36 protein-coding genes are annotated in these 21848 nt (G+C 40.8%); 34 read left to right on the top strand and 2 right to left on the bottom strand.

Translation table 11 applies throughout. From position 1 onward, the window contains the following. Positions 1 to 26 precede the first annotated feature (26 nt). The 3 genes from ACKWB9_RS09960 to ACKWB9_RS09950 all read left to right on the top strand — a co-directional run bounded on the left by ACKWB9_RS09960 (position 27) and on the right by ACKWB9_RS09950 (position 2978). Positions 27 to 572, top strand: a complete 546-nt coding sequence (locus ACKWB9_RS09960) for a hypothetical protein (RefSeq protein WP_414002865.1) — start codon at positions 27 to 29, stop codon at positions 570 to 572. Next, entirely contained in the window at positions 569 to 2005 is a 1437-nt protein-coding gene (locus ACKWB9_RS09955) for a DUF5723 family protein (protein ID WP_414002864.1), read from the top strand. Before ACKWB9_RS09960 ends, ACKWB9_RS09955 begins: the two co-directional genes overlap by 4 nt. An 85-nt stretch (positions 2006 to 2090) precedes the next feature. Next, positions 2091 to 2978, top strand: a complete 888-nt coding sequence (locus tag ACKWB9_RS09950; RefSeq protein ID WP_414002863.1) for a hypothetical protein — start codon at positions 2091 to 2093, stop codon at positions 2976 to 2978. On the opposite strand, the gene ACKWB9_RS09945 is transcribed toward ACKWB9_RS09950, so the two are convergent. After that, positions 2975 to 4252 (bottom strand): replication-associated recombination protein A, encoded by a 1278-nt coding sequence (locus tag ACKWB9_RS09945; protein WP_414002862.1) that lies wholly within the window; start codon positions 4250 to 4252, stop codon positions 2975 to 2977. The genes ACKWB9_RS09950 and ACKWB9_RS09945 overlap by 4 nt on opposite strands. A 147-nt stretch (positions 4253 to 4399) precedes the next feature. On the opposite strand from ACKWB9_RS09945, the gene ACKWB9_RS09940 reads away from it, so the two are divergent. Further along, entirely contained in the window at positions 4400 to 5146 is a 747-nt protein-coding gene (locus ACKWB9_RS09940) for a rhomboid family intramembrane serine protease (RefSeq protein WP_414002861.1), read from the top strand. A gap of 1 nt (position 5147) precedes the next feature. Here the strand turns inward: ACKWB9_RS09940 and rlmB are convergent, their stop codons facing one another. Continuing rightward, complete coding sequence (rlmB, locus tag ACKWB9_RS09935; protein ID WP_414002860.1) at positions 5148 to 5888, bottom strand: 23S rRNA (guanosine(2251)-2'-O)-methyltransferase RlmB; 741 nt, start codon at positions 5886 to 5888, stop codon at positions 5148 to 5150. A 356-nt stretch (positions 5889 to 6244) separates the two neighbouring features. Here rlmB and rpsL point away from each other — a divergent pair, with 356 nt between their 5' ends. From rpsL to rpsD, 30 genes are all read left to right on the top strand, one after another. After that, on the top strand, positions 6245 to 6619 hold the full coding sequence (gene rpsL, locus ACKWB9_RS09930) for a 30S ribosomal protein S12 (protein ID WP_413967456.1): 375 nt from the start codon (positions 6245 to 6247) through the stop codon (positions 6617 to 6619). A gap of 22 nt (positions 6620 to 6641) precedes the next feature. Then, positions 6642 to 7118, top strand: a complete 477-nt coding sequence (rpsG, locus tag ACKWB9_RS09925) for a 30S ribosomal protein S7 (RefSeq protein WP_414002859.1) — start codon at positions 6642 to 6644, stop codon at positions 7116 to 7118. Positions 7119 to 7125: 7 nt separating this feature from the next. Further along, positions 7126 to 9252, top strand: coding sequence for an elongation factor G (gene fusA / locus ACKWB9_RS09920; protein ID WP_414002858.1), 2127 nt, complete (start codon positions 7126 to 7128; stop codon positions 9250 to 9252). Positions 9253 to 9262: 10 nt separating this feature from the next. Further along, a complete protein-coding gene (rpsJ, locus tag ACKWB9_RS09915; protein WP_026915146.1) occupies positions 9263 to 9568 on the top strand; it encodes a 30S ribosomal protein S10 in 306 nt (101 codons plus the stop codon). Positions 9569 to 9743: 175 nt separating this feature from the next. Then, on the top strand, positions 9744 to 10361 hold the full coding sequence (gene rplC, locus ACKWB9_RS09910) for a 50S ribosomal protein L3 (RefSeq protein WP_414002857.1): 618 nt from the start codon (positions 9744 to 9746) through the stop codon (positions 10359 to 10361). Further along, a complete protein-coding gene (gene rplD / locus ACKWB9_RS09905; protein WP_414002856.1) occupies positions 10361 to 10990 on the top strand; it encodes a 50S ribosomal protein L4 in 630 nt (209 codons plus the stop codon). Before rplC ends, rplD begins: the two co-directional genes overlap by 1 nt. Positions 10991 to 10997: 7 nt before the next feature. Next, the gene (gene rplW / locus ACKWB9_RS09900) at positions 10998 to 11288 is read left to right on the top strand and encodes a 50S ribosomal protein L23 (protein ID WP_414002855.1); all 291 of its coding nucleotides are present in this window, start codon (positions 10998 to 11000) and stop codon (positions 11286 to 11288) included. A gap of 9 nt (positions 11289 to 11297) precedes the next feature. Beyond that, complete coding sequence (gene rplB / locus ACKWB9_RS09895) at positions 11298 to 12122, top strand: 50S ribosomal protein L2 (protein WP_414002854.1); 825 nt, start codon at positions 11298 to 11300, stop codon at positions 12120 to 12122. A 13-nt stretch (positions 12123 to 12135) separates the two neighbouring features. Continuing rightward, positions 12136 to 12414: a 30S ribosomal protein S19 gene (rpsS, locus tag ACKWB9_RS09890; protein ID WP_414002853.1), complete on the top strand. Its 279-nt coding sequence runs from the start codon at positions 12136 to 12138 to the stop codon at positions 12412 to 12414. Positions 12415 to 12417: 3 nt separating this feature from the next. Continuing rightward, positions 12418 to 12825 (top strand): 50S ribosomal protein L22, encoded by a 408-nt coding sequence (gene rplV / locus ACKWB9_RS09885; RefSeq protein ID WP_414002852.1) that lies wholly within the window; start codon positions 12418 to 12420, stop codon positions 12823 to 12825. 1 nt (position 12826) lies between these two features. Next, positions 12827 to 13546, top strand: coding sequence for a 30S ribosomal protein S3 (rpsC, locus tag ACKWB9_RS09880; RefSeq protein ID WP_414002851.1), 720 nt, complete (start codon positions 12827 to 12829; stop codon positions 13544 to 13546). A gap of 19 nt (positions 13547 to 13565) precedes the next feature. Further along, on the top strand, positions 13566 to 13991 hold the full coding sequence (gene rplP / locus ACKWB9_RS09875) for a 50S ribosomal protein L16 (RefSeq protein ID WP_414002850.1): 426 nt from the start codon (positions 13566 to 13568) through the stop codon (positions 13989 to 13991). A 12-nt stretch (positions 13992 to 14003) separates the two neighbouring features. Further along, on the top strand, positions 14004 to 14195 hold the full coding sequence (rpmC, locus tag ACKWB9_RS09870; protein ID WP_414002849.1) for a 50S ribosomal protein L29: 192 nt from the start codon (positions 14004 to 14006) through the stop codon (positions 14193 to 14195). A 13-nt stretch (positions 14196 to 14208) separates the two neighbouring features. After that, complete coding sequence (rpsQ, locus tag ACKWB9_RS09865) at positions 14209 to 14466, top strand: 30S ribosomal protein S17 (protein WP_094996003.1); 258 nt, start codon at positions 14209 to 14211, stop codon at positions 14464 to 14466. Positions 14467 to 14469: 3 nt separating this feature from the next. Beyond that, positions 14470 to 14838: a 50S ribosomal protein L14 gene (gene rplN, locus ACKWB9_RS09860; RefSeq protein ID WP_013993867.1), complete on the top strand. Its 369-nt coding sequence runs from the start codon at positions 14470 to 14472 to the stop codon at positions 14836 to 14838. A gap of 13 nt (positions 14839 to 14851) precedes the next feature. Further along, positions 14852 to 15166, top strand: a complete 315-nt coding sequence (gene rplX, locus ACKWB9_RS09855) for a 50S ribosomal protein L24 (RefSeq protein ID WP_414002848.1) — start codon at positions 14852 to 14854, stop codon at positions 15164 to 15166. 2 nt (positions 15167 to 15168) lie between these two features. Continuing rightward, a complete protein-coding gene (gene rplE / locus ACKWB9_RS09850; RefSeq protein ID WP_414002847.1) occupies positions 15169 to 15720 on the top strand; it encodes a 50S ribosomal protein L5 in 552 nt (183 codons plus the stop codon). Position 15721: 1 nt separating this feature from the next. Then, on the top strand, positions 15722 to 15991 hold the full coding sequence (rpsN, locus tag ACKWB9_RS09845) for a 30S ribosomal protein S14 (RefSeq protein ID WP_414002846.1): 270 nt from the start codon (positions 15722 to 15724) through the stop codon (positions 15989 to 15991). Positions 15992 to 16061: 70 nt separating this feature from the next. After that, complete coding sequence (gene rpsH, locus ACKWB9_RS09840) at positions 16062 to 16460, top strand: 30S ribosomal protein S8 (RefSeq protein ID WP_414002845.1); 399 nt, start codon at positions 16062 to 16064, stop codon at positions 16458 to 16460. 19 nt (positions 16461 to 16479) lie between these two features. Beyond that, a complete protein-coding gene (gene rplF, locus ACKWB9_RS09835; RefSeq protein WP_414002844.1) occupies positions 16480 to 17022 on the top strand; it encodes a 50S ribosomal protein L6 in 543 nt (180 codons plus the stop codon). A 10-nt stretch (positions 17023 to 17032) separates the two neighbouring features. Further along, positions 17033 to 17389, top strand: coding sequence for a 50S ribosomal protein L18 (gene rplR / locus ACKWB9_RS09830; protein WP_414002843.1), 357 nt, complete (start codon positions 17033 to 17035; stop codon positions 17387 to 17389). 9 nt (positions 17390 to 17398) lie between these two features. Continuing rightward, on the top strand, positions 17399 to 17923 hold the full coding sequence (rpsE, locus tag ACKWB9_RS09825) for a 30S ribosomal protein S5 (RefSeq protein WP_414002842.1): 525 nt from the start codon (positions 17399 to 17401) through the stop codon (positions 17921 to 17923). A 101-nt stretch (positions 17924 to 18024) separates the two neighbouring features. Beyond that, the gene (rpmD, locus tag ACKWB9_RS09820) at positions 18025 to 18204 is read left to right on the top strand and encodes a 50S ribosomal protein L30 (RefSeq protein ID WP_414002841.1); all 180 of its coding nucleotides are present in this window, start codon (positions 18025 to 18027) and stop codon (positions 18202 to 18204) included. Between the two features lie 12 nt (positions 18205 to 18216). Then, complete coding sequence (rplO, locus tag ACKWB9_RS09815; protein WP_414002840.1) at positions 18217 to 18669, top strand: 50S ribosomal protein L15; 453 nt, start codon at positions 18217 to 18219, stop codon at positions 18667 to 18669. Between the two features lie 14 nt (positions 18670 to 18683). Next, positions 18684 to 20027: a preprotein translocase subunit SecY gene (gene secY, locus ACKWB9_RS09810; protein ID WP_414002839.1), complete on the top strand. Its 1344-nt coding sequence runs from the start codon at positions 18684 to 18686 to the stop codon at positions 20025 to 20027. Between the two features lie 3 nt (positions 20028 to 20030). Beyond that, on the top strand, positions 20031 to 20246 hold the full coding sequence (gene infA, locus ACKWB9_RS09805) for a translation initiation factor IF-1 (RefSeq protein ID WP_013305172.1): 216 nt from the start codon (positions 20031 to 20033) through the stop codon (positions 20244 to 20246). Between the two features lies 1 nt (position 20247). Beyond that, entirely contained in the window at positions 20248 to 20364 is a 117-nt protein-coding gene (gene ykgO / locus ACKWB9_RS09800) for a type B 50S ribosomal protein L36 (RefSeq protein WP_010519235.1), read from the top strand. A 2-nt stretch (positions 20365 to 20366) separates the two neighbouring features. Continuing rightward, positions 20367 to 20741, top strand: a complete 375-nt coding sequence (gene rpsM / locus ACKWB9_RS09795; protein WP_120712460.1) for a 30S ribosomal protein S13 — start codon at positions 20367 to 20369, stop codon at positions 20739 to 20741. A 9-nt stretch (positions 20742 to 20750) separates the two neighbouring features. Beyond that, on the top strand, positions 20751 to 21143 hold the full coding sequence (rpsK, locus tag ACKWB9_RS09790; protein ID WP_414002838.1) for a 30S ribosomal protein S11: 393 nt from the start codon (positions 20751 to 20753) through the stop codon (positions 21141 to 21143). An 88-nt stretch (positions 21144 to 21231) separates the two neighbouring features. Continuing rightward, on the top strand, positions 21232 to 21837 hold the full coding sequence (gene rpsD / locus ACKWB9_RS09785; protein ID WP_414002837.1) for a 30S ribosomal protein S4: 606 nt from the start codon (positions 21232 to 21234) through the stop codon (positions 21835 to 21837). Positions 21838 to 21848: the final 11 nt, after the last annotated feature.

The raw sequence follows: 21848 nt of genomic DNA, 5'->3' as shown, positions 1-21848 counted from the left end.
CCGCTTCTGGTTTTAGCGATTATAAAATGAGCAATATATCTAAAACACTATTGTTTTTTTCGGTTTTTAGTTTGATGGTTTCGTGTTCGGAAGACCTGGATTTCAATCAGTATGACGATTTGGAAATCACCCCTACTTACGAAGCAAGTATTTTTTTTATAAAGACCCAGGAAAGTTTGATCAACCGGATCAATGGAATTAACTTCTTTTCCCAGGATTTTAACTTCGATGCTTTTGAAGAAGCCCTTTTTGCAGATAGGGTCCTGGAAGGTTCCATAACGTATGAATTGGAAAATACGACCAGTAAGGATATAGAGATAACGATCGAGTTTTTAGATGCGGGCGATACCGTTCTGGATACCGAGCTCTTTCAGATGACCGCCGCTCCCGCTGCCGTGCTGTTGCGGGAAGTGATCTATGGCAATGCAGGAAAAGATATCGATATCCTTAGGAACACGACCACGATAAGGCTAAGCGCTGGAAACCAGGGAGACAATACCAGTACATCGGGCCTTCCCGATCCGGCCCTGATACTAAGGTCCAGTGGTAAATTTACGTTGCGTTTAAAATGAGATTTTTTCGGGAGTTCATTATCAGCGTATTTATAGGCATTGGTTTTGTACATGCGCAGAACAAGCAGATTCTTTATGATTTTATGGAGGTTCCACAATCTTTGATGGTCAATCCAGGAATGGAAACGGACTTTAAATGGTTTAGTGGAATTCCGATAATATCCGGTATCTCGGGGTATGGTGGTTCAAACGGAATTGCGGTCAATGAGCTTTTTGCGGCGGACGGTTTGGACATCAATGACAAAGTCCGTAACCGGATGTTACAGGGGCTAAAGACCAGGGATGAATTTAGTTGGAACACTCAGATAACATGGCTGAGCGGAGGTTTTCGTAGTAAGGACCCCAATGTTTTTTATTCATTCGGTTCCTATCTGGAAATTGATAATATTGCATATTGGCCCCGGGACTATGCGTTTTTGGTTTTTGAAGGAAATGCCGACCAACTGGACAGGAGGTTTGACCTAAGCGATTTAAAGGCCGGGGGCAGTATGGTGAACGTTATTCATTTTGGTGTGAACAAAAAAATGAAGAGGGGGCTTACCCTTGGGGCCAGAGGGAAAATTTACGCCGGAATCTTGGATTACAATACCACCCGAAATAAGGGTTATTTGGTGAATACCGAGGGGCGGAACAATCCTCTGTCCACTACCCTGGATGCAGATCTCAAACTAAGGAGTTCCGGTTTTGGCGAAATAAGAAATGCGGAAAATGAAGGCAACGTGGCAAATAGCGTTCTTAAAAGAGCATTGTTTGGCGGGGATTTGGGCCTTGGCCTGGATTTGGGTTTTTCCTATCATTTGAACGAACGGACCGTCCTTACGGGAAGCCTGTTGGACTTGGGGTTTATATATCACAGTGGAGACGTGTACACCTATAGTCTTAACGGAAAAGCAACTACAGAAGGAATAGAAATAAATGTATTGGAAGATTTTGCCGATCTGAATAGGGATTTTTGGCAAGATTTGGTAGATGATATCGAGGAATTGATTCCTTTTGCAACTACCAATAAAGGTTATGTTACTTTTAGGCCCACAAAACTATACGGTTCCATTAGGCATGATTTTGGAAAACCTATAGGGAATTTGGACGAAAGCTGTGATTGTTCCCCTACCGTATCTTCAGGCAATGATCGTGCCTTGCGTTATAGAAATTCAGCAGGAGGGCAATTATATGTTATCAATAGGCCCAGAGGACCGCAAATGGCAATAACGGCCTTTTATGTAAGAAGATTGGGCAATTCTTTGGCATTAAAGGCGACTTATACCGCGGACAAATTTAGTTATACGAATGTCGGGTTGGGATTGAATCTACAGGCAGGCCCCGTAAATTTCTATCTAATGGCGGACAATTTACTGTCTTACCAAAACATAGCGGCCAGTAACTATGCATCTTTTCAATTAGGATTAAATATCATATCTTGGGGCAGGAAATGATGGTGTAGGGCCTTGTTTTTCCCTTTTTATTTTTGTTTGGCACACTTTTTTCATTTCAGATAAGGAAATCTAAAAATTTAGAATTTTGAAAACTATAATAATATCCGTTTTTGTATTGTTCAATTATATGGGCATAGGGCAGGTTAATTTAAATGAATATAAGTACATTATTGTACCAAAACATTTTGACGGCTTTAAAAGAGAAAACCAATATCAGACCAGTACTTTGGTAAAATACCTTTTGACCCAAAAAGGGTTTTCGACCGTTTATGATGATGCCTTGCCCGATGATCTGCGCAAAAATAGATGTCTGGGACTTATGACATCATTAGAGGACAAGTCGCGTTTGTTCAGGACCGGGGTAATCGTAACATTAAAGGATTGTAGCGGGAATGCCGTATTTTCTACCCGGGAAGGCAAAAGCAAAATAAAAGCATATAAAGAGGCCTATTCCGAGGCATTGCGAGAAGCTATGGGTTCTTTTAACAATTTGAACTATGAGTACAAGGAAAAAACGGAAGCCTCCGAACCGATTACCATAAGTTTTAAAAACGATGTAAAAAAACTGGATGATAAAAAACCGCAAGCTAACCGGAGTGATGTCAGTGAGGTTTCAAAAAATACAAATACGGCCGTTGTTCAAAAAGCGACGGAAACGGAGCAATTATATGAAGACAGGCAACCTATTGCCTCCGATATCAAAAAGGGAAAAAATAACGAATTGAAAAAGTTAAAGATACATAAACCGGATCCCAATGATATTTGGTATGCCCAATCACTTTCCAATGGTTTTCAATTGGTAGACAGTTCACCCAAAGTAAAGATGAAGCTATTAAAAAGCTCTACTGATAATGTTTACATGGCACAGGCGGAAGGAAAAAACGGAATAGTCCATAAAAAAGAGGGAAAATGGGTGTTTGAATATTATGAGGGCAATAAATTGATTCAGGAAGAATTGAATATCAAGTTCTAAAAATCATATTTTTCTTTCCAACGATTTTTTAAAAACTCCCTTAGCGCATTTTCTCGTTGATTGTTTCCGGGAACGTAAAAGGACATACCCGATACCTCATCGGGGAGAAATTCCGCGGCCACAAAGTTATCGGTAAAATCGTGGGCATATTTATAATCCTCACCATACCCTAGGTCTTTCATCAATTTTGTCGGGGCATTCCGTAAAGAAAGGGGAACGGATAGATCTCCCGTTTCCCGTACCGTTTGTTGTGCCTTCTTTATGGCCAGATAACTGGTATTGCTTTTTGGCGAGGTTGCCAAATAAACGGCACATTGGCTCAATATAATTCGTGCTTCCGGATACCCGATGGTGGACACCGCCTGAAAAGTGCTGTTGGCAATGACCAGGGCCGTAGGATTCGCCAATCCGATATCCTCGGAGGCCGAAATGAGCATTCTACGGGCGATGAATTTTACGTCCTCGCCCCCTTCTATCATTCTGGCCAACCAATAGACCGCCGCATTGGGATCGCTACCTCGGATAGATTTAATGAACGCAGATACTATATCATAATGCTGCTCTCCCGTCTTATCGTACAGAACAGTGTTCCTTTGCACTTTGTCAAGGACCAGTTTATCCGTAACGGTAATTGTATCGGTGTTTTCTGAATTGATCACCAACTCGAATATATTCAATAGCTTTCTACCGTCTCCCCCGGATAATCGCAAAAGTGCTTCCGTCTCTTCAAGGGTTATTTTTTTGGATCGGAGCCAGGTATCTTTTTCCATGGCCCTTATTAAAAGCACCTCTAGGTCTTTTTTGTCAAAAGCGTTGAGGATATAGACCTGACATCGTGATAATAATGCGGGAATAACCTCAAAGCTAGGGTTTTCCGTGGTTGCACCCACCAGGGTGACCCAACCCTTTTCAACGGCCGCTAAGAGAGAATCTTGTTGGGATTTGCTAAACCGGTGTATCTCGTCAATAAATAAAATGGGATTTTTAGAAGTGAACAGTCCCCCGGATTGTTTTGCCTTCTCAATGACCTCCCTTATATCTTTTACACCGCTGTTAATGGCACTCAACACATAGAACGGACGTTGACTTTCTTCCGCAATAATATGGGCAAGGGTGGTTTTCCCCGTTCCCGGAGGCCCCCAAAGAATCAAGGAAGGAATGACCCCCTTTTTGATCTGATGCGTTAGGGAGCCTTTTTCACCTACCAAGTGGTTTTGGCTAATATAGTCTTCCAGTGTTTTGGGGCGTACCCTTTCCGCCAACGGTTCGTTCATTTGGTAAAAGTAAAATAAAGTTGGTTCATACTCAATGGAAGAAAGATGTCCATATGATTTTTATTCCCGGAATTATTTTAAATGACAATTTAACAGAATTTGGGGTTATGGCTGGAAAATTGATGTATTCCCCTTAATTTTAGTGCTATGTCCGATAATCAAAATTTTAGATATTCCAATAATGTTTTACTAGTGCCTATTTTCTTTGTTCTGCTTATTTGGAGCGTGTATTGGGCGGAATTGGCAATGGGGGTCAATTTGAATCGTTTTGGGGTATTGCCAAGAACGTTTTCGGGGTTGAGGGGAATTGTTTTGAGTCCGTTTATCCATGGGTCCCTGGAACATCTTTATAACAATACCATTCCGTTGGCCGTTCTTCTTGCTGCCTTGTTTTATTTTTATCGCAATGTCGCTTGGAAGGTCGTCCTATGGGGAATAGTACTTTCAGGAATCGTTACATGGGGCATTGGGAGGTCATCTTATCATATCGGGGCCAGCGGGCTTATCTACGTATTGGCCAGTTTTACCTTTTTTAAGGGGGTTTTTACCAAATACTATAGATTAATAGCATTATCGTTGGTCGTGGTTTTTGTTTATGGAAGTCTATTATGGTATATTTTTCCGGTAAAAGAGGGCATATCTTGGGAAGGACATTTAGGAGGTTTTTTAACTGGTTTGGTATTGGCGTTCCTTCTAAAGGCCCAATTGCCCGCTCCCAAAAAATTTGAATGGGAAAAAGAGGATTTTAAAGCGGAAGAAGATCCTTTTTTAAAACACTTTGATGAGGACGGGAATTTTGTTGGAACGATAGAAGAGGAAAAAGAGGATTTTGAGAATATTAAGGTGAATTATTTTTATAGAAGTAATAAAGATACTGATGATCTTATAAATTGAATCAGTCATTCAACCGTTGCCTAACGGCCTCATATAAAAACACACCGCATGCCACGGACACGTTCAACGAACCAATTTCGCCTAATAAGGGAAGTTTGGCAAGTTGATCGGAAGCTTTTAAAATTGAAGGGGAGATGCCCCGATCTTCGGCACCCATAATAATTGCGGTATCCTCTTTAAATGAAACATCATAAACGGAATTATTGGTTTTCTCCGTTGCCGAAACAACTTTTATTCCCGAAGCCTGAAGATAAAACACGGCATCTTTTAGATGGTCTACCTTGATTATGGGAACCTTAAAGGCAGCCCCGGCCGAAGTTTTGATGGCGTCCGGTGTTACCGGTGCAGCACCTTTTTTCTGAACGATAATACCATCTACGCCCGTACACTCTGCTGTACGGATAATAGCGCCAAAATTACGTACATCGGATAATTGATCCAAGAGAAGGATAAGGGCGGAACCTTCCTTCCTTTCAATAATGCCCATGAATTCCTCCAAAGAGTGGAACCGAATGGGAGAGATATTGGCCACGGCCCCCTGATGGTTGTTCTTGGTCAACCGGTTCAGTTTCTCTATAGGTACATAAACCGTATTTATTTCATTTTTACGTAACAGATGTTCCAATTCCCGCATCAAATCCCCCTTAAGGCCTCTTTGTACAAAGACTTTGTCTATTTCCTCATTGGAGTCGATGGCTTCAATAATTGCTCTGATTCCGTATATCTGATGGGTTTTCTGCATGCGGCAAAAATAGGAAAACCCCTTGATAATCTAACGATGTATCCGTATGTAGTAATTATTTTGATCCGTACGGCTCCTCCAAAGGTTCCGTTTCAAGAAATTCCTTCATTTGGAAGGCTTCATATGTATTTTCGGAATACATAAATATATGGGCGATAGGATTTGTGTTTTCCATACTTCTATGAGATGAGGAAAGGAGGTAATTATTCTTATAAAGATGACAGATCCATAAAAGATTTTATAACCATTTGAAATAAAGTTCAAAAATAAATACATGGGGGTTTGAATTATTATGAAATATTACTACATTTGCCGACCCTTAAATAGGGGGTTATTTTATACATATATAATATAGTATGCCAACAATTTCACAATTAGTACGAATAGGAAGGTCCACGATTACTAAGAAGAGTAAATCGGCTGCTTTGGATTCCTGTCCTCAAAGAAGGGGTGTCTGTACGCGTGTTTATACCACTACGCCAAAAAAACCTAACTCTGCAATGCGTAAAGTTGCCAGGGTGAGGTTGACCAATGGTAAAGAGGTGAACGCTTACATTCCCGGTGAAGGACATAATTTACAAGAGCACTCGATAGTATTAGTAAGGGGCGGAAGGGTAAAGGATTTGCCAGGAGTTAGATATCACATCGTTCGTGGGGCATTGGACACCGCTGGGGTGGCCGGAAGAACACAACGTAGATCTAAATACGGTGCAAAAAGACCTAAGAAGTAATTAAACTTTTTAAAGAGAAGCAATGAGAAAAAGACAGGCAAAGAAAAGACCACTTTTACCAGATCCGCGGTTTAATGACCAATTGGTAACAAGGTTTGTTAATATGATGATGTGGGATGGTAAAAAATCCGTAGCATTTAGTGTATTCTATGATGCTATCGATATTGTGGATGCCAAAAAGACGGACGAGGAAAAAACGGCTTTGGAATTGTGGAAAGATGCATTGAGCAATGTAATGCCGCACGTAGAAGTGAGGAGTAGAAGGGTTGGTGGAGCAACGTTTCAGATTCCGATGCAAATAAGACCGGATAGAAAAATTTCCACGGCCATGAAATGGTTGATCAGCTATGCGCGTAAAAGAAATGAGAAGGGGATGTCGCAAAAACTGGCTGCGGAGATTTTAGCTGCCGCCAAGGAAGAAGGTGCAGCGGTCAAGAAAAGAGTCGATACCCATAAAATGGCCGAAGCAAATAAAGCATTTTCCCACTTTAGATTCTAGAACAGAAATGGCAAGAGATTTAAAATATACAAGAAATATAGGTATTGCTGCCCATATTGATGCCGGAAAGACGACAACTACCGAGCGTATTCTTTTTTATACCGGGGTCAGTCATAAAATAGGTGAAGTGCATGATGGTGCGGCCACTATGGACTGGATGGAGCAGGAACAGGAGAGGGGTATTACCATTACCTCCGCTGCAACGACTTGTGAATGGCATTTTCCAACTGAAAATGGCAAGCCGACCGCCGATGCGAAAGGATATCACTTTAATATAATAGATACTCCCGGACACGTTGACTTTACCGTAGAGGTGAACCGATCTTTGCGGGTGTTGGACGGGTTAGTCTTCTTGTTCAGTGCGGTAGATGGTGTGGAGCCACAATCCGAAACAAACTGGAGGCTTGCGGATAATTATAAGGTTCCGAGAATAGGTTTTGTGAACAAAATGGATCGTCAGGGATCTAATTTCCTTAATGTGTGCAAGCAGGTTAAAGAAATGTTGGGTTCCAATGCCGTGCCCATTGTTTTGCCTATTGGTGAAGAGGCCGATTTTAAGGGAATCGTTGATTTGGCAAAAAACAGGGCGATCGTATGGCATGATGACAATTTTGGTTCCACTTTTGACGTAATCGATATTCCGGAAGAAATGAAGGCCGAGGTTAAGGAGTATAGAGCTGCCTTGATAGAAGCTGTTGCGGAATATGATGAGGCATTGATGGAGAAGTTTTTTGAAGATGAGGATTCTATTACGGAAGATGAGGTCCATGCTGCGTTAAGGGCGGCCGTTATGGATAGGGCCATTATTCCAATGGTCTGTGGTTCTTCCTTCAAGAACAAAGGAGTTCAGTTTCTGTTGGATGCGGTGTGTAGGTATTTGCCTTCCCCAACGGACAAAGATGCCATTGTGGGTACGGATCCCAATACAGGTAATGAAATCGAAAGAAAACCGGATGTTAAAGAACCGTTTTCAGCTTTGGCGTTTAAGATTGCCACGGATCCTTTTGTGGGAAGATTGGCATTCTTTAGAACATATTCAGGACGTTTGGATGCAGGTTCCTATATATTGAACAATCGTTCCGGTAAGAAAGAACGTATATCGCGTATCTATCAGATGCATTCCAATAAGCAGAATGCCATTGACTATATAGAAGCTGGGGATATAGGTGCTGCCGTTGGTTTTAAGGATATTAAGACCGGGGATACCATGTCCGATGAGAAACATCCGATTATATTGGAAAGTATGGATTTTCCTGATCCCGTAATCGGTATAGCGGTTGAACCCAAAACAAAGGCCGATGTGGATAAATTGGGGATGTCTTTGGCTAAATTGGCCGAGGAAGATCCAACGTTCCAGGTCAAAACAGATGAAGCTTCCGGCCAGACCATTATATCGGGTATGGGTGAACTTCACTTGGATATCATCGTTGATCGTTTACGAAGGGAGTTTAAGGTGGAGGTTAACCAAGGGCAGCCTCAGGTTGAGTATAAGGAAGCCTTGACTCAAAAAGCGGATCACAGGGAAGTGTACAAGAAACAATCCGGTGGTCGTGGTAAATTTGCGGATATCGTCTTTGTGATGGAGCCGGTAGAAGGAGATGAGCAAGGATTGGAGTTTGTTAACGAGATAAAAGGAGGTAACGTTCCAAAAGAATATGTTCCTGCTGTTGAAAAAGGCTTTAAGGAAGCTATGAAGAACGGTCCTTTGGCCGGATTTGAAATGGATAGCATGAAGATTACTCTTAAAGATGGATCTTTCCATCCTGTGGATTCTGATTCCTTATCTTTTGAATTGGCCGCCAAATTAGGATATAAGGCTGCTGCAAAAGCTGCACGTGCCGTATTGATGGAACCGATTATGAAGATCGAAGTTTTGACCCCTGAGGAGAATATGGGTGATATCGTTGGGGATTTGAATCGTAGAAGGGGAACAATTTCCAATATGAGCGATAGGGCAGGTGCCAAGGTTATAAAAGGTGAAGTTCCGTTATCCGAAATGTTCGGTTATGTTACGTCACTTAGAACATTGTCATCAGGTCGTGCAACATCTACCATGGAATTTTCACATTATGCCGAAACACCTTCCAATATATCGGAAGAGGTAATCAAGGCAGCTAAAGGAGTAACAGCTTAATAGTTTAAAAATGAGTCAGAAAATAAGGATAAAACTGAAATCTTACGATCACAACTTAGTGGATAAATCCGCTGAAAAAATCGTAAAGACGGTAAAGACTACAGGAGCTGTTGTAACGGGTCCGATTCCTTTGCCAACAAATAAAAAGATATTTACGGTCTTGCGTTCCCCTCACGTGAACAAAAAATCCCGTGAGCAATTTCAATTAAGTTCGTATAAGCGATTGTTGGATATTTACAGCTCTTCATCAAAGACCATAGACGCTCTTATGAAATTGGAGCTTCCTAGTGGTGTTGAGGTAGAGATCAAGGTTTAATGAGTATAGAGCCTGATTTTCTTTTGATCGATCAAGGGAAGATCATTGATTGAATAAACATGTCCCGAGCTGCGTGCAAGGGAAAAACGGAGAAAGAATAATTTAAGGGTTAAATTATTTTTGACCCTATTTTTTTGAAAAGAGTTTAAATAAATTTTAATTAATATAAATACGTATGTCTGGGTTAATAGGAAAAAAAGTAGGCATGACCAGTATTTTTGACGAGAACGGGAAAAATATTCCCTGTACCGTTATCGAAGCTGGCCCATGTGTAGTTACCCAAGTCAGAACCGAAGAGGTAGACGGGTATAGTGCCCTTCAGCTTGGTTTCGATGACAAGGCAGAAAAGCGTGCCAATAAGGCCGAGATCGGTCATTTTAAAAAGGCAGGTACTTCTCCTATGAAAAAAGTCGTTGAATTTCAAGATTTTGAAGGAACGTTTAAATTAGGAGACACTGTAGGTGTTGACGTTTTTAAAGAAGGCGAATTTGTTGATGTTGTAGGGACATCAAAAGGAAAAGGATTCCAGGGTGTTGTAAAAAGACATGGTTTTGGTGGAGTGGGACAGTCTACCCATGGTCAGCATAATCGTCTTAGAGCTCCGGGTTCAATAGGTGCCGCATCATATCCTGCAAGAGTTTTTAAAGGTATGAAAATGGCAGGTAGAATGGGCGGGGAACGCGTTACCGTTCAGAACCTAAGAGTATTGAAAATAGTTCCAGAGAAAAACCTTATCGTCGTAAAAGGGTGTGTTCCTGGTCATAAGAACGCTTACGTAACTATTGAAAAGTAATGAAGGTAGCAGTTTTAGATATCAAAGGAAAAGACACGGGTAGGAAGGCAGACCTTTCTGACGGCGTTTTCGCTATAGAGCCGAATAACCATGCGGTCTATTTGGATGTTAAGCAATATTTGGCACATCAAAGACAAGGTACCCACAAATCAAAAGAGCGTGGGGAAATTGCGGGAAGTACCAGAAAAATCAAAAAACAAAAAGGTACGGGTACGGCCAGGGCCGGTAGTATAAAATCGCCTATTTTTAGAGGTGGTGGTAGAATTTTTGGCCCAAGACCAAAAGATTATACCCAAAAATTGAATAAAGGACTCAAGCGTTTGGCAAGAAAATCGGCCTTGAGTTTAAAATCTAAAGAGAAAGCTATTTTGGTAGTGGAGGACTTTGATTTTGACACGCCAAAAACAAAAGATTTTGTACAGGTTTTAAGGTCTTTGGGTCTGGAAAATAAAAAATCTTTAATAGTGTTGGGCGATTCGAATAAAGGTGTATATTTGTCTTCGCGTAATTTCAAGGGTTCAGACGTTATAACTAACTCAGAATTAAGTACTTACAAAATACTAAATGCTAATAGCATTGTGTTTACGGAAGGCTCGTTGGAAGGAATTGAATCGAACCTAAATAAATAGTAGAACCATGAGTGTGTTGATAAAGCCAATCATTACGGAAAAAATGACCGCGGAAAGCGAGTTGAACAACCGTTATGGTTTTTATGTGGATCCGAAAGCCAATAAGATTCAGATCAAGGATGCGGTAGAGGCTGCATATGGTGTTTCGGTAAAGAAAGTCAGGACCATGAATTACGGACCTACTAGAAAATCCAGATATACAAAAACCGGTGTGCAGCACGGTAAGACAAATGCTACTAAAAAAGCGATCGTTGATGTTGTGGAAGGTGATGTTATCGATTTTTACAGTAATCTATAAAGACGAAAAATGTCAGTTAGAAAATTAAAACCAGTCACTCCTGGACAGCGTTTTAGAGTAGTAAACGGATTTGATGCGATTACTGCTGATAAGCCGGAGAAAAGCTTGCTTGCTCCGTTAAAAAAGTCTGGAGGAAGAAACAGTCAGGGAAAGATGACCATTCGCCAAAAGGGTGGTGGTCATAAAAGAAGGTATCGTGTAATCGATTTTAAAAGGGATAAGCAAGATGTTGCGGCAACCGTAAAATCTATAGAATACGATCCGAACAGAACGGCTTTTATTGCTCTGTTGGAATATTCCGATAAAGAGAAAAGATATGTAATCGCCCAGAATGGCCTTCAGGTGGGGCAGGAAGTTTCTTCCGGTGCCAAATCGGCTCCTGAAATTGGTAACGCCTTGCCTTTGAGTGCAATTCCATTGGGAACTATTATTTCGTGTATCGAATTGCGTCCCGGACAAGGGGCGGTTATGGCCAGAAGTGCCGGAACTTTTGCGCAATTAATGGCAAAGGATGGGAAATTTGTTACCGTGAAAATGCCTTCTGGAGAAACGAGATTGATTCTTTCGGGATGTTTGGCCACTATTGGTGCGGTTTCCAATTCGGATCACCAATTACTGGTTTCTGGTAAGGCCGGTAGAAGTAGATGGTTGGGTAGAAGGCCTAGAACAAGGCCTGTGGCGATGAATCCTGTGGATCACCCAATGGGAGGTGGTGAAGGTAGGGCTTCCGGAGGTCACCCAAGGTCTAGAAACGGTATACCTTCCAAAGGATACAAGACTCGTTCCAAGACAAAGAGTACCAACAAGTATATAATAGAACGTAGAAAGAAATAAAAAGTAGAAAGAAATGGCACGTTCACTAAAAAAAGGACCTTACGTTCATTACAGTTTGGAGAAGAAGATTCAGCAAAATATTGCCTCTGGTAAAAAGTCCGTTATCAAGACTTGGTCCAGAGCCTCTATGATAACCCCGGACTTTGTGGGGTTGACGATTGCTGTGCATAACGGTAGGCAATTCGTACCTGTTTTCGTTACGGAAAACATGGTAGGACATAAATTGGGAGAATTTTCACCGACAAGATCTTTTAGGGGTCATGCAGGTGCAAAAAACAAAGGTAAAAAGTAAGCTATGGGAGTTCGTAAAAAACAAATGGCCGAAAGAATTAAGGCGGAGAAACAGAAAGTCGCTTTTGCAAAACTTAACAATTGCCCTACTTCTCCTAGAAAAATGAGATTGGTCGCCGATTTGATCAGAGGGGAGAAAGTTGAAAAAGCTTTGGCGATATTAAGGTTCAACCCTAAGGAGGCATCTAGAAAATTGGAAAAACTGTTGCTTTCGGCACTGGCCAACTGGCAGGCGAAAAATGAGGATGCAAGTTTGGAAGATGCTGACTTGGTTGTAGCGGAAATCAGGGTTGATGGTGGTACAATGCTGAAAAGATTAAGGCCTGCCCCCCAGGGTAGGGCACATAGAATAAGAAAACGATCCAATCATGTAACATTGGTCTTGGGGTCTAACAATAATATAGAAAGCTAGAATGGGACAGAAAACAAATCCAATAGGGAATCGTCTAGGAATAATCAGGGGATGGGAATCCAACTGGTACGGAGGAAACGATTATGGTGATAAACTAGCTGAGGACGATAAAATAAGAAAGTATATCCATGCCAGGCTTTCAAAAGCAAGTGTGTCCAGGGTAATCATAGAGCGTACTTTAAAACTGATTACGGTGACCGTTACTACGGCACGTCCCGGAATTATCATCGGTAAAGGTGGCCAGGAGGTAGATAAGTTGAAGGAAGAGCTTAAAAAGATTACGAGCAAAGAGGTTCAGATCAATATCTATGAGATAAAGCGACCTGAGGTAGATGCCAATCTTGTTGCGGCCAGTGTTGCCCGTCAGATAGAAAGTAGGATTTCTTATAGGAGGGCTATAAAAATGGCTATAGCCGCTGCTATGCGTATGAATGCCGAAGGTATTAAGATACAGATTTCCGGACGTTTGAACGGTGCTGAAATGGCCCGGTCGGAATCTTATAAAGATGGAAGAATACCATTGTCCACTTTTAGGGCGGATATAGATTATGCTTTGCACGAAGCTCAAACTACCTATGGTAAGCTGGGGATAAAAGTTTGGATCATGAAGGGTGAAGTGTATGGTAAAAGAGAATTATCTCCTTTGGTAGGAATGCAGAAAGGGCAGTCCAATAAAGGTGGAAAACAGGACGGAGGAAGAAAACCCCGTCGTAGAAAGTAATTTTTTAAAGAAGTAAAAGATGTTACAACCGAAAAGAACAAAGTTCCGAAAAATGCAGAAAGGCCGTATGAAAGGCAATTCTGGTAGAGGGCATAGGCTTTCTAATGGTATGTTCGGTATAAAATCAATGGATGCTTCTTTTTTGACATCCCGTCAGATAGAAGCGGCCCGTATTGCGGCGACAAGATATATGAAAAGGGAAGGTCAATTATGGATAAAGATTTTTCCGGACAAGCCTATAACCAAAAAGCCTTTGGAAGTACGTATGGGTAAAGGTAAAGGGGCTCCGGAATATTTTGTTGCTGTAGTGAAGCCGGGAAGGATTATATTCGAGGTGGCCGGTGTTTCAATGGATGTTGCTAAAGAAGCACTTAGATTGGCAGCTCAAAAATTGCCGGTTAGAACAAAATTTATTGTCGCACGAGATTATTCAGTTGAGAATTAAGCGTAAGGAATCATGAAAAAACAAGAAATTAAAGAATTGTCTGTTGAAGAACTTACGGAGAAACTTGCGGAGTATAAGAAACAGCATGCAGATTTAAAAATGGCTCATTTTGTAACCCCGTTGGAGAATCCACTTCAAATCAGAAAGGTGAGAAGAGCGGTTGCAAGATTGGCTACAGAATTAACTAATAGGGAAAACCAATAATTGGTTCTGCTTTATGGAAAAAAGAAACTTAAGAAAGGAAAGAATCGGGGTTGTTACCAGTGATAAAATGGAAAAATCCATTGTTGTATCGGAGGTAAAGAGAGTAAAGCACCCTATGTACGGTAAATTCGTTTTGAAAACAAAAAAGTATGTTGCTCATGACGAAAAGAATGACTGTAACATTGGTGATACGGTAAAGATTATGGAGACTCGCCCTATGAGTAAAACAAAATGTTGGAGGTTAGTAGAAATCTTAGAAAGAGCTAAATAAGTTATGTTACAGCAAGAATCTAGATTAAAGGTAGCGGATAATACCGGGGCAAAGGAAGTGTTGACTATCCGTGTTCTTGGAGGTACTAAAAGAAGGTATGCTTCTATTGGGGATAAGATTGTGGTTACCGTTAAGGAGGCTACGCCCAATGGAGGTATTAAAAAAGGAGCGGTATCCACAGCGGTTGTGGTCCGTACCAAAAAAGAAGTAAGAAGACCCGACGGTTCTTATATAAGGTTTGATGATAATGCGTGCGTTTTATTGAATCCGACCGGAGAAATGAGAGGTACCCGTGTATTTGGACCTGTAGCTAGAGAGCTTAGGGACAAGCAGTTTATGAAAATTGTATCATTGGCCCCCGAGGTGCTTTAATATGTATAATGCAATGAGAAAATTAAAGATAAAAACAGGAGATACGGTAAGGGTTGTCGCCGGAGACCATAAGGGATCTGAAGGTAAGGTAATGCTTGTAAATCTTGAAAAGAACAAAGCTATCGTAGAGGGAGTGAACATGGTTTCAAAACATGAGAAGCCAAGCGCAAAAAACCCTCAAGGAGGTATTGTTAAAAAAGAGGCATTGATACATGTTTCGAACCTTTCGTTGATCGATCCCAAATCTGGAGATGCTACCAGGGTGGGCTATGAGGTGAGAGATGGTAAAAAAGTAAGATTTTCCAAGAAATCCAATGAAGTAATTTAGTTATGGCTTACGTTGCAAGATTAAAGAAAGAATATAAGGAACGTGTTGTGTCCGCATTAACGGAGGAGTTCAGTTACAAAAATGTAATGCAGGTTCCCAAGTTGGAGAAGATAGTTTTGAGCAGGGGTGTAGGTGCCGCTGTTGCCGATAAGAAATTGATCGACCATGCAGTGGATGAAATGACCATGATTACAGGTCAGAAAGCTGTAGCGACCGTATCCAAGAAAGATGTTGCCGCCTTTAAATTAAGAAAAGGTATGCCGATCGGTGCAAAAGTTACCTTGCGAGGTGAACGTATGTACGAGTTTTTGGATAGATTGGTAACAACTGCACTTCCTCGAGTAAGGGATTTTCAAGGGATAAAGGCTACCGGATTCGATGGTAGGGGAAATTATAGCCTTGGTGTTACCGAACAGATTATATTTCCAGAAATAAATATTGATAAAATCAATAGGATTAACGGAATGGATATCACTTTTGTTACCTCTGCCGGTACGGACAAGGAAGCAAAATCATTATTAACGGAATTAGGATTACCTTTTAAAAAGAACTAGTATGGCTAAAGAATCAATGAAGGCCCGTGAAAGAAAAAGGGCGAAGACCGTAGCTAAATACGCTGAAAAACGTAAAGCTCTGAAAGAAGCCGGAGATTTTGAAGCACTACAGAAATTGCCTAAGAATGCTTCACCCGTGCGTATGCATAACAGGTGTAAGCTTACCGGAAGACCAAAAGGATATATGAGGACTTTTGGGATTTCTAGGGTAATGTTCAGGGAAATGGCAAACAAAGGATTGATTCCAGGAGTGAAAAAGGCCAGTTGGTAATATAAAAGAAAGAATAAACTGGTTTCAGGTTTAGCAATGGTGCTAAAAACCGTCACCAAAATAAATAGAAATGGTAACAGATACTATAGCAGATTATCTAACAAGAGTTAGAAATGCGAGCAGAGCGGGTCACAGGGTAGTTGAAATTCCTGCATCCAATGTGAAAAAGGAAATGACCAAGATACTTTTCGACCAAGGATATATTTTGAGCTATAAGTTCGAAGATGACAAGGTTCAAGGTACTATCAAGATCGCCTTAAAATATAATAAGGCCACTAAGGAACCTGTAATCAGGAAAATACAACGTATTAGCAAGCCTGGTCTTAGAAAGTATGCTCCCAGTAAAGATTTACCTAGGGTTTTGAACGGATTGGGAATAGCAATTGTTTCAACATCCCATGGCGTTATGACAAGTAAGCAAGCCAAGGCTGAAAATGTTGGTGGTGAAGTTCTTTGCTACGTATACTAATAGAATAAAGTTTTAGAAAATGTCTAGAATAGGAAATAATCCGGTAGCGATTCCAGAGGGAGTTACGGTTGAAATAAAGGAAAATATCATTACCGTTAAGGGTAAGTTGGGTGAATTGACCCAGGAATTTTCCGGTGTAGAAATTAAGAACGAGGACGGACAGATTTTGGTGGCCAGGCCTTCGGATTCTAAAGAACACAAATCAAAACATGGTCTTTATAGGTCTTTGGTCGATAATATGATGGAAGGGGTTTCCAAAGGATGGACCAAAGAACTGGAATTGGTCGGTGTAGGTTATCGTGCCAGCAATCAGGGACAAAAATTGGATTTGGCATTAGGTTTTTCCCATAATATTGTGATGAATTTGGCCCCTGAAGTAAAGATCGAAACAATTTCCGAGAAAGGAAAAAACCCGATCGTAAAGCTTACATCCCATGACAAGCAATTGGTGGGGCAGGTAGCGGCAAAAATCAGATCTTTTAGAAAACCTGAACCGTACAAAGGAAAAGGTGTCAAATTTGTAGGTGAACAATTAAGAAGAAAAGCTGGTAAGTCAGCTTAATAACAGCATTATGGGATTATCAAAGACGCAAAGAAAGTATAGGATACGAAGAAGGATTCGTAAGGTTTCCTTCGGAACGGCGGAAAGACCAAGATTATCCGTTTTCAGGAGCAATAGTGAAATCTATGCCCAGATTATCAATGATGAAAAGGGGATAACCTTGGCTGCAGCTTCTTCTAGGGATAAGGATATTGCCTCCGCAAAAGGAAGTAAATCCGAAATAGCGACCCTTGTCGGAAAGGCTATTGCGGAAAAATCCAAAGCGGCAGGTTTTGAGAAGGTAGCTTTTGACAGAGGTGGAAATTTATACCACGGAAGAGTTAAATCTTTGGCTGAAGGGGCAAGGGAAGCAGGATTAAAATTCTAAAATAATAGTATGTTTCAGAAATACAAAAACGTAGAAACTGTTAAGCCGGGAGGTTTAGAATTAAAAGATAGATTGGTCGGTGTTCAACGTGTGACCAAAGTTACTAAAGGAGGTAGGGCCTTCGGATTTTCCGCCATAGTTGTAGTTGGGGATGAGAACGGTGTTGTTGGTCATGGGCTCGGAAAATCCAAAGAAGTGGCAACTGCGATTGCAAAGGCCATTGAGGACGGAAAGAAGAACCTGATCCGTATTCCTTTGAACAAAGGTACGTTACCTCATGAGCAAAAAGGAAAATATGGTGGTGCCAGGGTATACGTGCAGCCTGCTTCACATGGTACGGGTGTTATTGCCGGAGGTGCCGTTAGGGCGGTATTGGAATCTGTGGGAGTTCATGATGTATTGTCAAAGTCCCAGGGTTCATCCAATCCACATAACGTGGTCAAGGCTACTTTTGATGCTTTGTTGCAGTTGAGGGATGCTAAAACAATAGCGCAGCAAAGAGGAGTTTCTTTGGAGAAAGTATTTAAAGGATAATTAGAAAGTATAAAGTACAAGGTATATAGTATTAAGTAGTTTATTTTTGTTTACTGATTTATACTAATTACTTAAATACAGATTACTAAATACCAAATAAAATGGCAAAGATTAAGGTAACAAAGGTTAAGAGTAGTATAAAAAAACCTCAGAATCAAAAAAGGACTTTAGAGGCTCTTGGTTTAAAAAGGATAGGTCAAGTAGTTGAACATGATTCGACACCTAATATCCTTGGAATGATAAATAAAGTTAAACATTTGGTTTCCGTTGAGGAAGCTTAAATATAGGAATTGATGAATTTAAGTAATCTACAACCCGCAGAAGGTTCGGTAAACAGAAGTGGTAAACGTCTTGGACGGGGACAGGGTTCTGGTAAGGGAGGTACTGCCGCAAGAGGTCATAAAGGTGCTAAATCCAGATCGGGATATTCTAAGAAAATTGGTTTTGAAGGTGGACAGATGCCATTGCAAAGACGTGTTCCCAAATTTGGTTTTACCAATATCAACCGTAAAGAATATAAAGGAATCAATTTGGACAAGTTGCAAGAGCTGGTAGATAAAAAAGCGGTTAAGAATACCGTAACCTTGGATACCCTTATTGAGAACAGACTTGTTAAAAAGAATGATTTAGTGAAAATCCTAGGAGGTGGCGAATTAAAGGCTTCCTTAAAGGTTTCCGTACATAAATTTACGGCTACGGCCAAAGCTGCTATTGAGGGTGCTGGTGGTGAGGCCATAAATTTATAAGCATAAACGAGCGCATGAAGAATTTTATTGATACAATATCCAATATTTGGAAGATAGAGGAACTAAGGAATAGAATAGGTATTACTTTAGGTCTTTTATTGGTGTATAGATTTGGTTGCCAAATTGTTCTTCCGGGTATTGATTCCACACAATTGGGTGGATTGGTAGATGGTACAGATCAGGGTATTTTTGGTCTTTTAAATGCATTTACAGGAGGGGCGTTCGCCAATGCTTCCGTATTTGCATTGGGTATCATGCCCTATATTTCCGCATCTATTGTTGTGCAATTAATGGGTATTGCCATACCTTATCTTCAAAAGCTTCAAAAGGAAGGGGAAAGCGGTCGTAAGACTATCAATCAGATTACCAGGTGGTTGACCATTGGAATATGTATCGTTCAGGCACCGGCCTATTTATATGGGTTGGAGGCATTTGGAGTTAGGGATAGTGCTTTTGTTTTAGGAAAAGGACTTGATTTTATGGTGCCGGCGGTGATTATTTTGGTTACAGGATGTGTCTTTGCCATGTGGTTAGGCGAAAAGATTACGGACAAAGGTATCGGTAACGGTATTTCCCTTTTGATCATGATCGGTATTATAGCCACCATGCCACAATCTTTTGTTCAGGAATTCATTTCAAGGACCACGGACAATAACGGTGGTCTAATGTTCATTTTGATCGAGGTTATTATCTGGTTCCTCGTAATCCTGGCCAGTGTGTTATTGGTCATGGCCACACGTCAGATTCCGGTTCAATATGCCCGAAGAACGGCATCTGGAGGATATGAGAAAAACGTAATGGGGTCTAGACAATATATTCCATTAAAATTGAACGCATCCGGTGTTATGCCTATCATCTTTGCCCAGGCAATTATGTTCGTACCGGGATTGATCGGGCAGGCTTTTGACGATACGGCTTTTGGCCAGTGGATGCAAGTACAATTTGCAGATATATTCGGTTGGGCCTATAATATACTTTTTGCGCTGTTGATTATCATATTCACCTATTTTTATACGGCCATTACCGTTCCTACGAACAAGATGGCGGATGATTTAAAAAGAAGCGGTGGATTTATTCCAGGCATCAGGCCCGGTAAGGAAACCGGGGATTTCTTGGATAAGATCATGTCCTTGATTACATTGCCCGGATCGGTATTCTTGGCTTTATTGGCCGTGTTACCGGCAATCGTTGTCAAGTTATTGGATGTGCAGCAGGGTTGGGCATTGTTTTATGGCGGTACATCATTATTGATTATGGTGGGTGTGGCCATAGATACTGTTCAACAAGTAAATTCATACCTGTTGAACAGGCATTATGATGGTCTTATGAAAACGGGTAAAAACAGAAAAGTAGCATAAATTATGGCAAAGCAAGCGGCAATAGAACAAGATGGGTCTATCATAGAAGCGTTGTCCAATGCAATGTTTCGTGTAGAATTGGAAAACGGTCATGTAGTTACCGCCCATATTTCTGGAAAAATGAGAATGCATTATATCAAATTGCTTCCAGGGGATAAAGTGAAATTAGAAATGAGTCCTTACGATTTGACTAAGGCAAGAATTACATATAGATACTAAGATGAAGGTTAGAGCATCAATAAAGAAAAGAAGTGCCGACTGCAAGATTGTTCGCAGAAAGGGCAGGTTGTACGTAATCAACAAAAAGAATCCTAGATTTAAACAAAGACAAGGGTAATTATGGCAAGAATTGCAGGTATTGATATACCAAAACAAAAAAGAGGCGTGATAGCCTTGACCTATATTTTTGGAATTGGAAAAAGTAGGGCAAAAGAAATTTTGGAAAAAGCGCAAGTAAGTGAAGATACCAAGGTTTCTGATTGGAACGACGATGAAATTGGACGTATCAGGGAAGCGGTTTCCAGCTATACGATCGAAGGGGAATTACGTTCCGAGACCCAATTGAACATTAAGCGATTGATGGATATTGGATGCTATAGGGGTATCCGCCACAGATCTGGGTTGCCGTTGAGAGGCCAGAGGACCAAGAACAACTCTAGGACCAGAAAAGGAAAGCGTAAAACAGTTGCTAACAAGAAGAAAGCTACGAAATAATAATTAGGTATGGCAAAGGCAAATACTAAGGTAACCAAGAAACGTAAAGTTGTAGTTGATGCTATTGGAGAAGCGCATGTAACGGCTTCATTCAATAATATCATCATTTCCCTTACCAATAAAAAAGGGGATGTAATCTCTTGGTCTTCCGCAGGTAAATTAGGATTTAGGGGTTCCAAGAAAAATACTCCTTATGCTGCTCAGGTAGCTGCTGAGGATTGTTCCAAAGTAGCTCATGAAGCAGGTCTTAGAAAAGTAAAGGTATATGTAAAAGGACCGGGGAACGGAAGGGAATCCGCAATACGTTCCATACACAACTCGGGGATCGAGGTAACGGAGATCATAGATGTTACCCCAATGCCGCATAACGGTTGTAGGCCTCCTAAAAGAAGAAGAGTTTAATCAGTATTAATATATTTCACGGAAAGTGTAGTTACGATTATCGAAGGATAAGCCTTAATTCATAATCTCACTTTCAAACTAAAAGAAAATGGCAAGATATACAGGACCAAAATCAAAAATCGCTAGAAAATTCGGAGAAGCGATTTTCGGGGACGACAAGTCTTTTGAAAAGAAAAATTATCCTCCAGGACAACACGGAAATAACAGACGTAGAGGAAAAAAGTCTGAATATTCCGTTCAGTTGATGGAGAAGCAAAAAGCAAAATACACTTATGGGATTCTAGAAAAACAATTTAGAAACCTATTTGCCACGGCAAAAAGAAAAGAAGGTGTTACCGGTGAGGTATTGTTGCAATTATGTGAATCGCGTTTGGATAACGTAGTTTATAGAATGGGAATTTCACCAACAAGAAGCGGTGCAAGACAATTGGTATCCCACAGGCATATTACGGTAAATGGGGAATTGGTAAACATTCCATCCTATAGCCTAAAAGCAGGAGATATTGTTGGTGTTAGGGAAAAATCGAAATCTTTACAGAGTATTCAGGATTCTCTTTCCGCTAGCAATTCCGTTTACGAGTGGATTACCTGGAACAGCGAGAAGAAAGAAGGAACCTTTGTTTCGGTCCCTGAAAGACTTCAGATTCCGGAAAACATCAAAGAACAATTAATCGTCGAGTTATACTCTAAATAAACACACCGATC

It is taken from the genome of Maribacter spongiae, assembly GCF_047345125.1.
Classification (GTDB): domain Bacteria; phylum Bacteroidota; class Bacteroidia; order Flavobacteriales; family Flavobacteriaceae; genus Maribacter.
Note: the sequence above shows the minus strand (reverse complement) of the source record. Positions and strands in the feature narration are given on the sequence as shown.

Excerpts from the sequence above, each read along its gene's own strand:
- ACKWB9_RS09960 (WP_414002865.1), top strand. The coding sequence starts at position 27 with ATGAGCAATATATCTAAAACACTATTGTTTTTTTCGGTTTTTAGTTTG.
- ACKWB9_RS09955 (WP_414002864.1), top strand. The coding sequence starts at position 569 with ATGAGATTTTTTCGGGAGTTCATTATCAGCGTATTTATAGGCATTGGT.
- ACKWB9_RS09945 (WP_414002862.1), bottom strand. The coding sequence starts at position 4,252 with ATGAACGAACCGTTGGCGGAAAGGGTACGCCCCAAAACACTGGAAGAC.
- ACKWB9_RS09940 (WP_414002861.1), top strand. The coding sequence starts at position 4,400 with ATGTCCGATAATCAAAATTTTAGATATTCCAATAATGTTTTACTAGTG.
- rlmB (WP_414002860.1), bottom strand. The coding sequence starts at position 5,888 with ATGCAGAAAACCCATCAGATATACGGAATCAGAGCAATTATTGAAGCC.
- rpsL (WP_413967456.1), top strand. The coding sequence starts at position 6,245 with ATGCCAACAATTTCACAATTAGTACGAATAGGAAGGTCCACGATTACT.
- rpsG (WP_414002859.1), top strand. The coding sequence starts at position 6,642 with ATGAGAAAAAGACAGGCAAAGAAAAGACCACTTTTACCAGATCCGCGG.
- fusA (WP_414002858.1), top strand. The coding sequence starts at position 7,126 with ATGGCAAGAGATTTAAAATATACAAGAAATATAGGTATTGCTGCCCAT.
- rpsJ (WP_026915146.1), top strand. The coding sequence starts at position 9,263 with ATGAGTCAGAAAATAAGGATAAAACTGAAATCTTACGATCACAACTTA.
- rplC (WP_414002857.1), top strand. The coding sequence starts at position 9,744 with ATGTCTGGGTTAATAGGAAAAAAAGTAGGCATGACCAGTATTTTTGAC.
- rplD (WP_414002856.1), top strand. The coding sequence starts at position 10,361 with ATGAAGGTAGCAGTTTTAGATATCAAAGGAAAAGACACGGGTAGGAAG.
- rplW (WP_414002855.1), top strand. The coding sequence starts at position 10,998 with ATGAGTGTGTTGATAAAGCCAATCATTACGGAAAAAATGACCGCGGAA.
- rplB (WP_414002854.1), top strand. The coding sequence starts at position 11,298 with ATGTCAGTTAGAAAATTAAAACCAGTCACTCCTGGACAGCGTTTTAGA.
- rpsS (WP_414002853.1), top strand. The coding sequence starts at position 12,136 with ATGGCACGTTCACTAAAAAAAGGACCTTACGTTCATTACAGTTTGGAG.
- rplV (WP_414002852.1), top strand. The coding sequence starts at position 12,418 with ATGGGAGTTCGTAAAAAACAAATGGCCGAAAGAATTAAGGCGGAGAAA.
- rpsC (WP_414002851.1), top strand. The coding sequence starts at position 12,827 with ATGGGACAGAAAACAAATCCAATAGGGAATCGTCTAGGAATAATCAGG.
- rplP (WP_414002850.1), top strand. The coding sequence starts at position 13,566 with ATGTTACAACCGAAAAGAACAAAGTTCCGAAAAATGCAGAAAGGCCGT.
- rpmC (WP_414002849.1), top strand. The coding sequence starts at position 14,004 with ATGAAAAAACAAGAAATTAAAGAATTGTCTGTTGAAGAACTTACGGAG.
- rpsQ (WP_094996003.1), top strand. The coding sequence starts at position 14,209 with ATGGAAAAAAGAAACTTAAGAAAGGAAAGAATCGGGGTTGTTACCAGT.
- rplN (WP_013993867.1), top strand. The coding sequence starts at position 14,470 with ATGTTACAGCAAGAATCTAGATTAAAGGTAGCGGATAATACCGGGGCA.
- rplX (WP_414002848.1), top strand. The coding sequence starts at position 14,852 with ATGAGAAAATTAAAGATAAAAACAGGAGATACGGTAAGGGTTGTCGCC.
- rplE (WP_414002847.1), top strand. The coding sequence starts at position 15,169 with ATGGCTTACGTTGCAAGATTAAAGAAAGAATATAAGGAACGTGTTGTG.
- rpsN (WP_414002846.1), top strand. The coding sequence starts at position 15,722 with ATGGCTAAAGAATCAATGAAGGCCCGTGAAAGAAAAAGGGCGAAGACC.
- rpsH (WP_414002845.1), top strand. The coding sequence starts at position 16,062 with ATGGTAACAGATACTATAGCAGATTATCTAACAAGAGTTAGAAATGCG.
- rplF (WP_414002844.1), top strand. The coding sequence starts at position 16,480 with ATGTCTAGAATAGGAAATAATCCGGTAGCGATTCCAGAGGGAGTTACG.
- rplR (WP_414002843.1), top strand. The coding sequence starts at position 17,033 with ATGGGATTATCAAAGACGCAAAGAAAGTATAGGATACGAAGAAGGATT.
- rpsE (WP_414002842.1), top strand. The coding sequence starts at position 17,399 with ATGTTTCAGAAATACAAAAACGTAGAAACTGTTAAGCCGGGAGGTTTA.
- rpmD (WP_414002841.1), top strand. The coding sequence starts at position 18,025 with ATGGCAAAGATTAAGGTAACAAAGGTTAAGAGTAGTATAAAAAAACCT.
- rplO (WP_414002840.1), top strand. The coding sequence starts at position 18,217 with ATGAATTTAAGTAATCTACAACCCGCAGAAGGTTCGGTAAACAGAAGT.
- secY (WP_414002839.1), top strand. The coding sequence starts at position 18,684 with ATGAAGAATTTTATTGATACAATATCCAATATTTGGAAGATAGAGGAA.
- infA (WP_013305172.1), top strand. The coding sequence starts at position 20,031 with ATGGCAAAGCAAGCGGCAATAGAACAAGATGGGTCTATCATAGAAGCG.
- ykgO (WP_010519235.1), top strand. The coding sequence starts at position 20,248 with ATGAAGGTTAGAGCATCAATAAAGAAAAGAAGTGCCGACTGCAAGATT.
- rpsM (WP_120712460.1), top strand. The coding sequence starts at position 20,367 with ATGGCAAGAATTGCAGGTATTGATATACCAAAACAAAAAAGAGGCGTG.
- rpsK (WP_414002838.1), top strand. The coding sequence starts at position 20,751 with ATGGCAAAGGCAAATACTAAGGTAACCAAGAAACGTAAAGTTGTAGTT.
- rpsD (WP_414002837.1), top strand. The coding sequence starts at position 21,232 with ATGGCAAGATATACAGGACCAAAATCAAAAATCGCTAGAAAATTCGGA.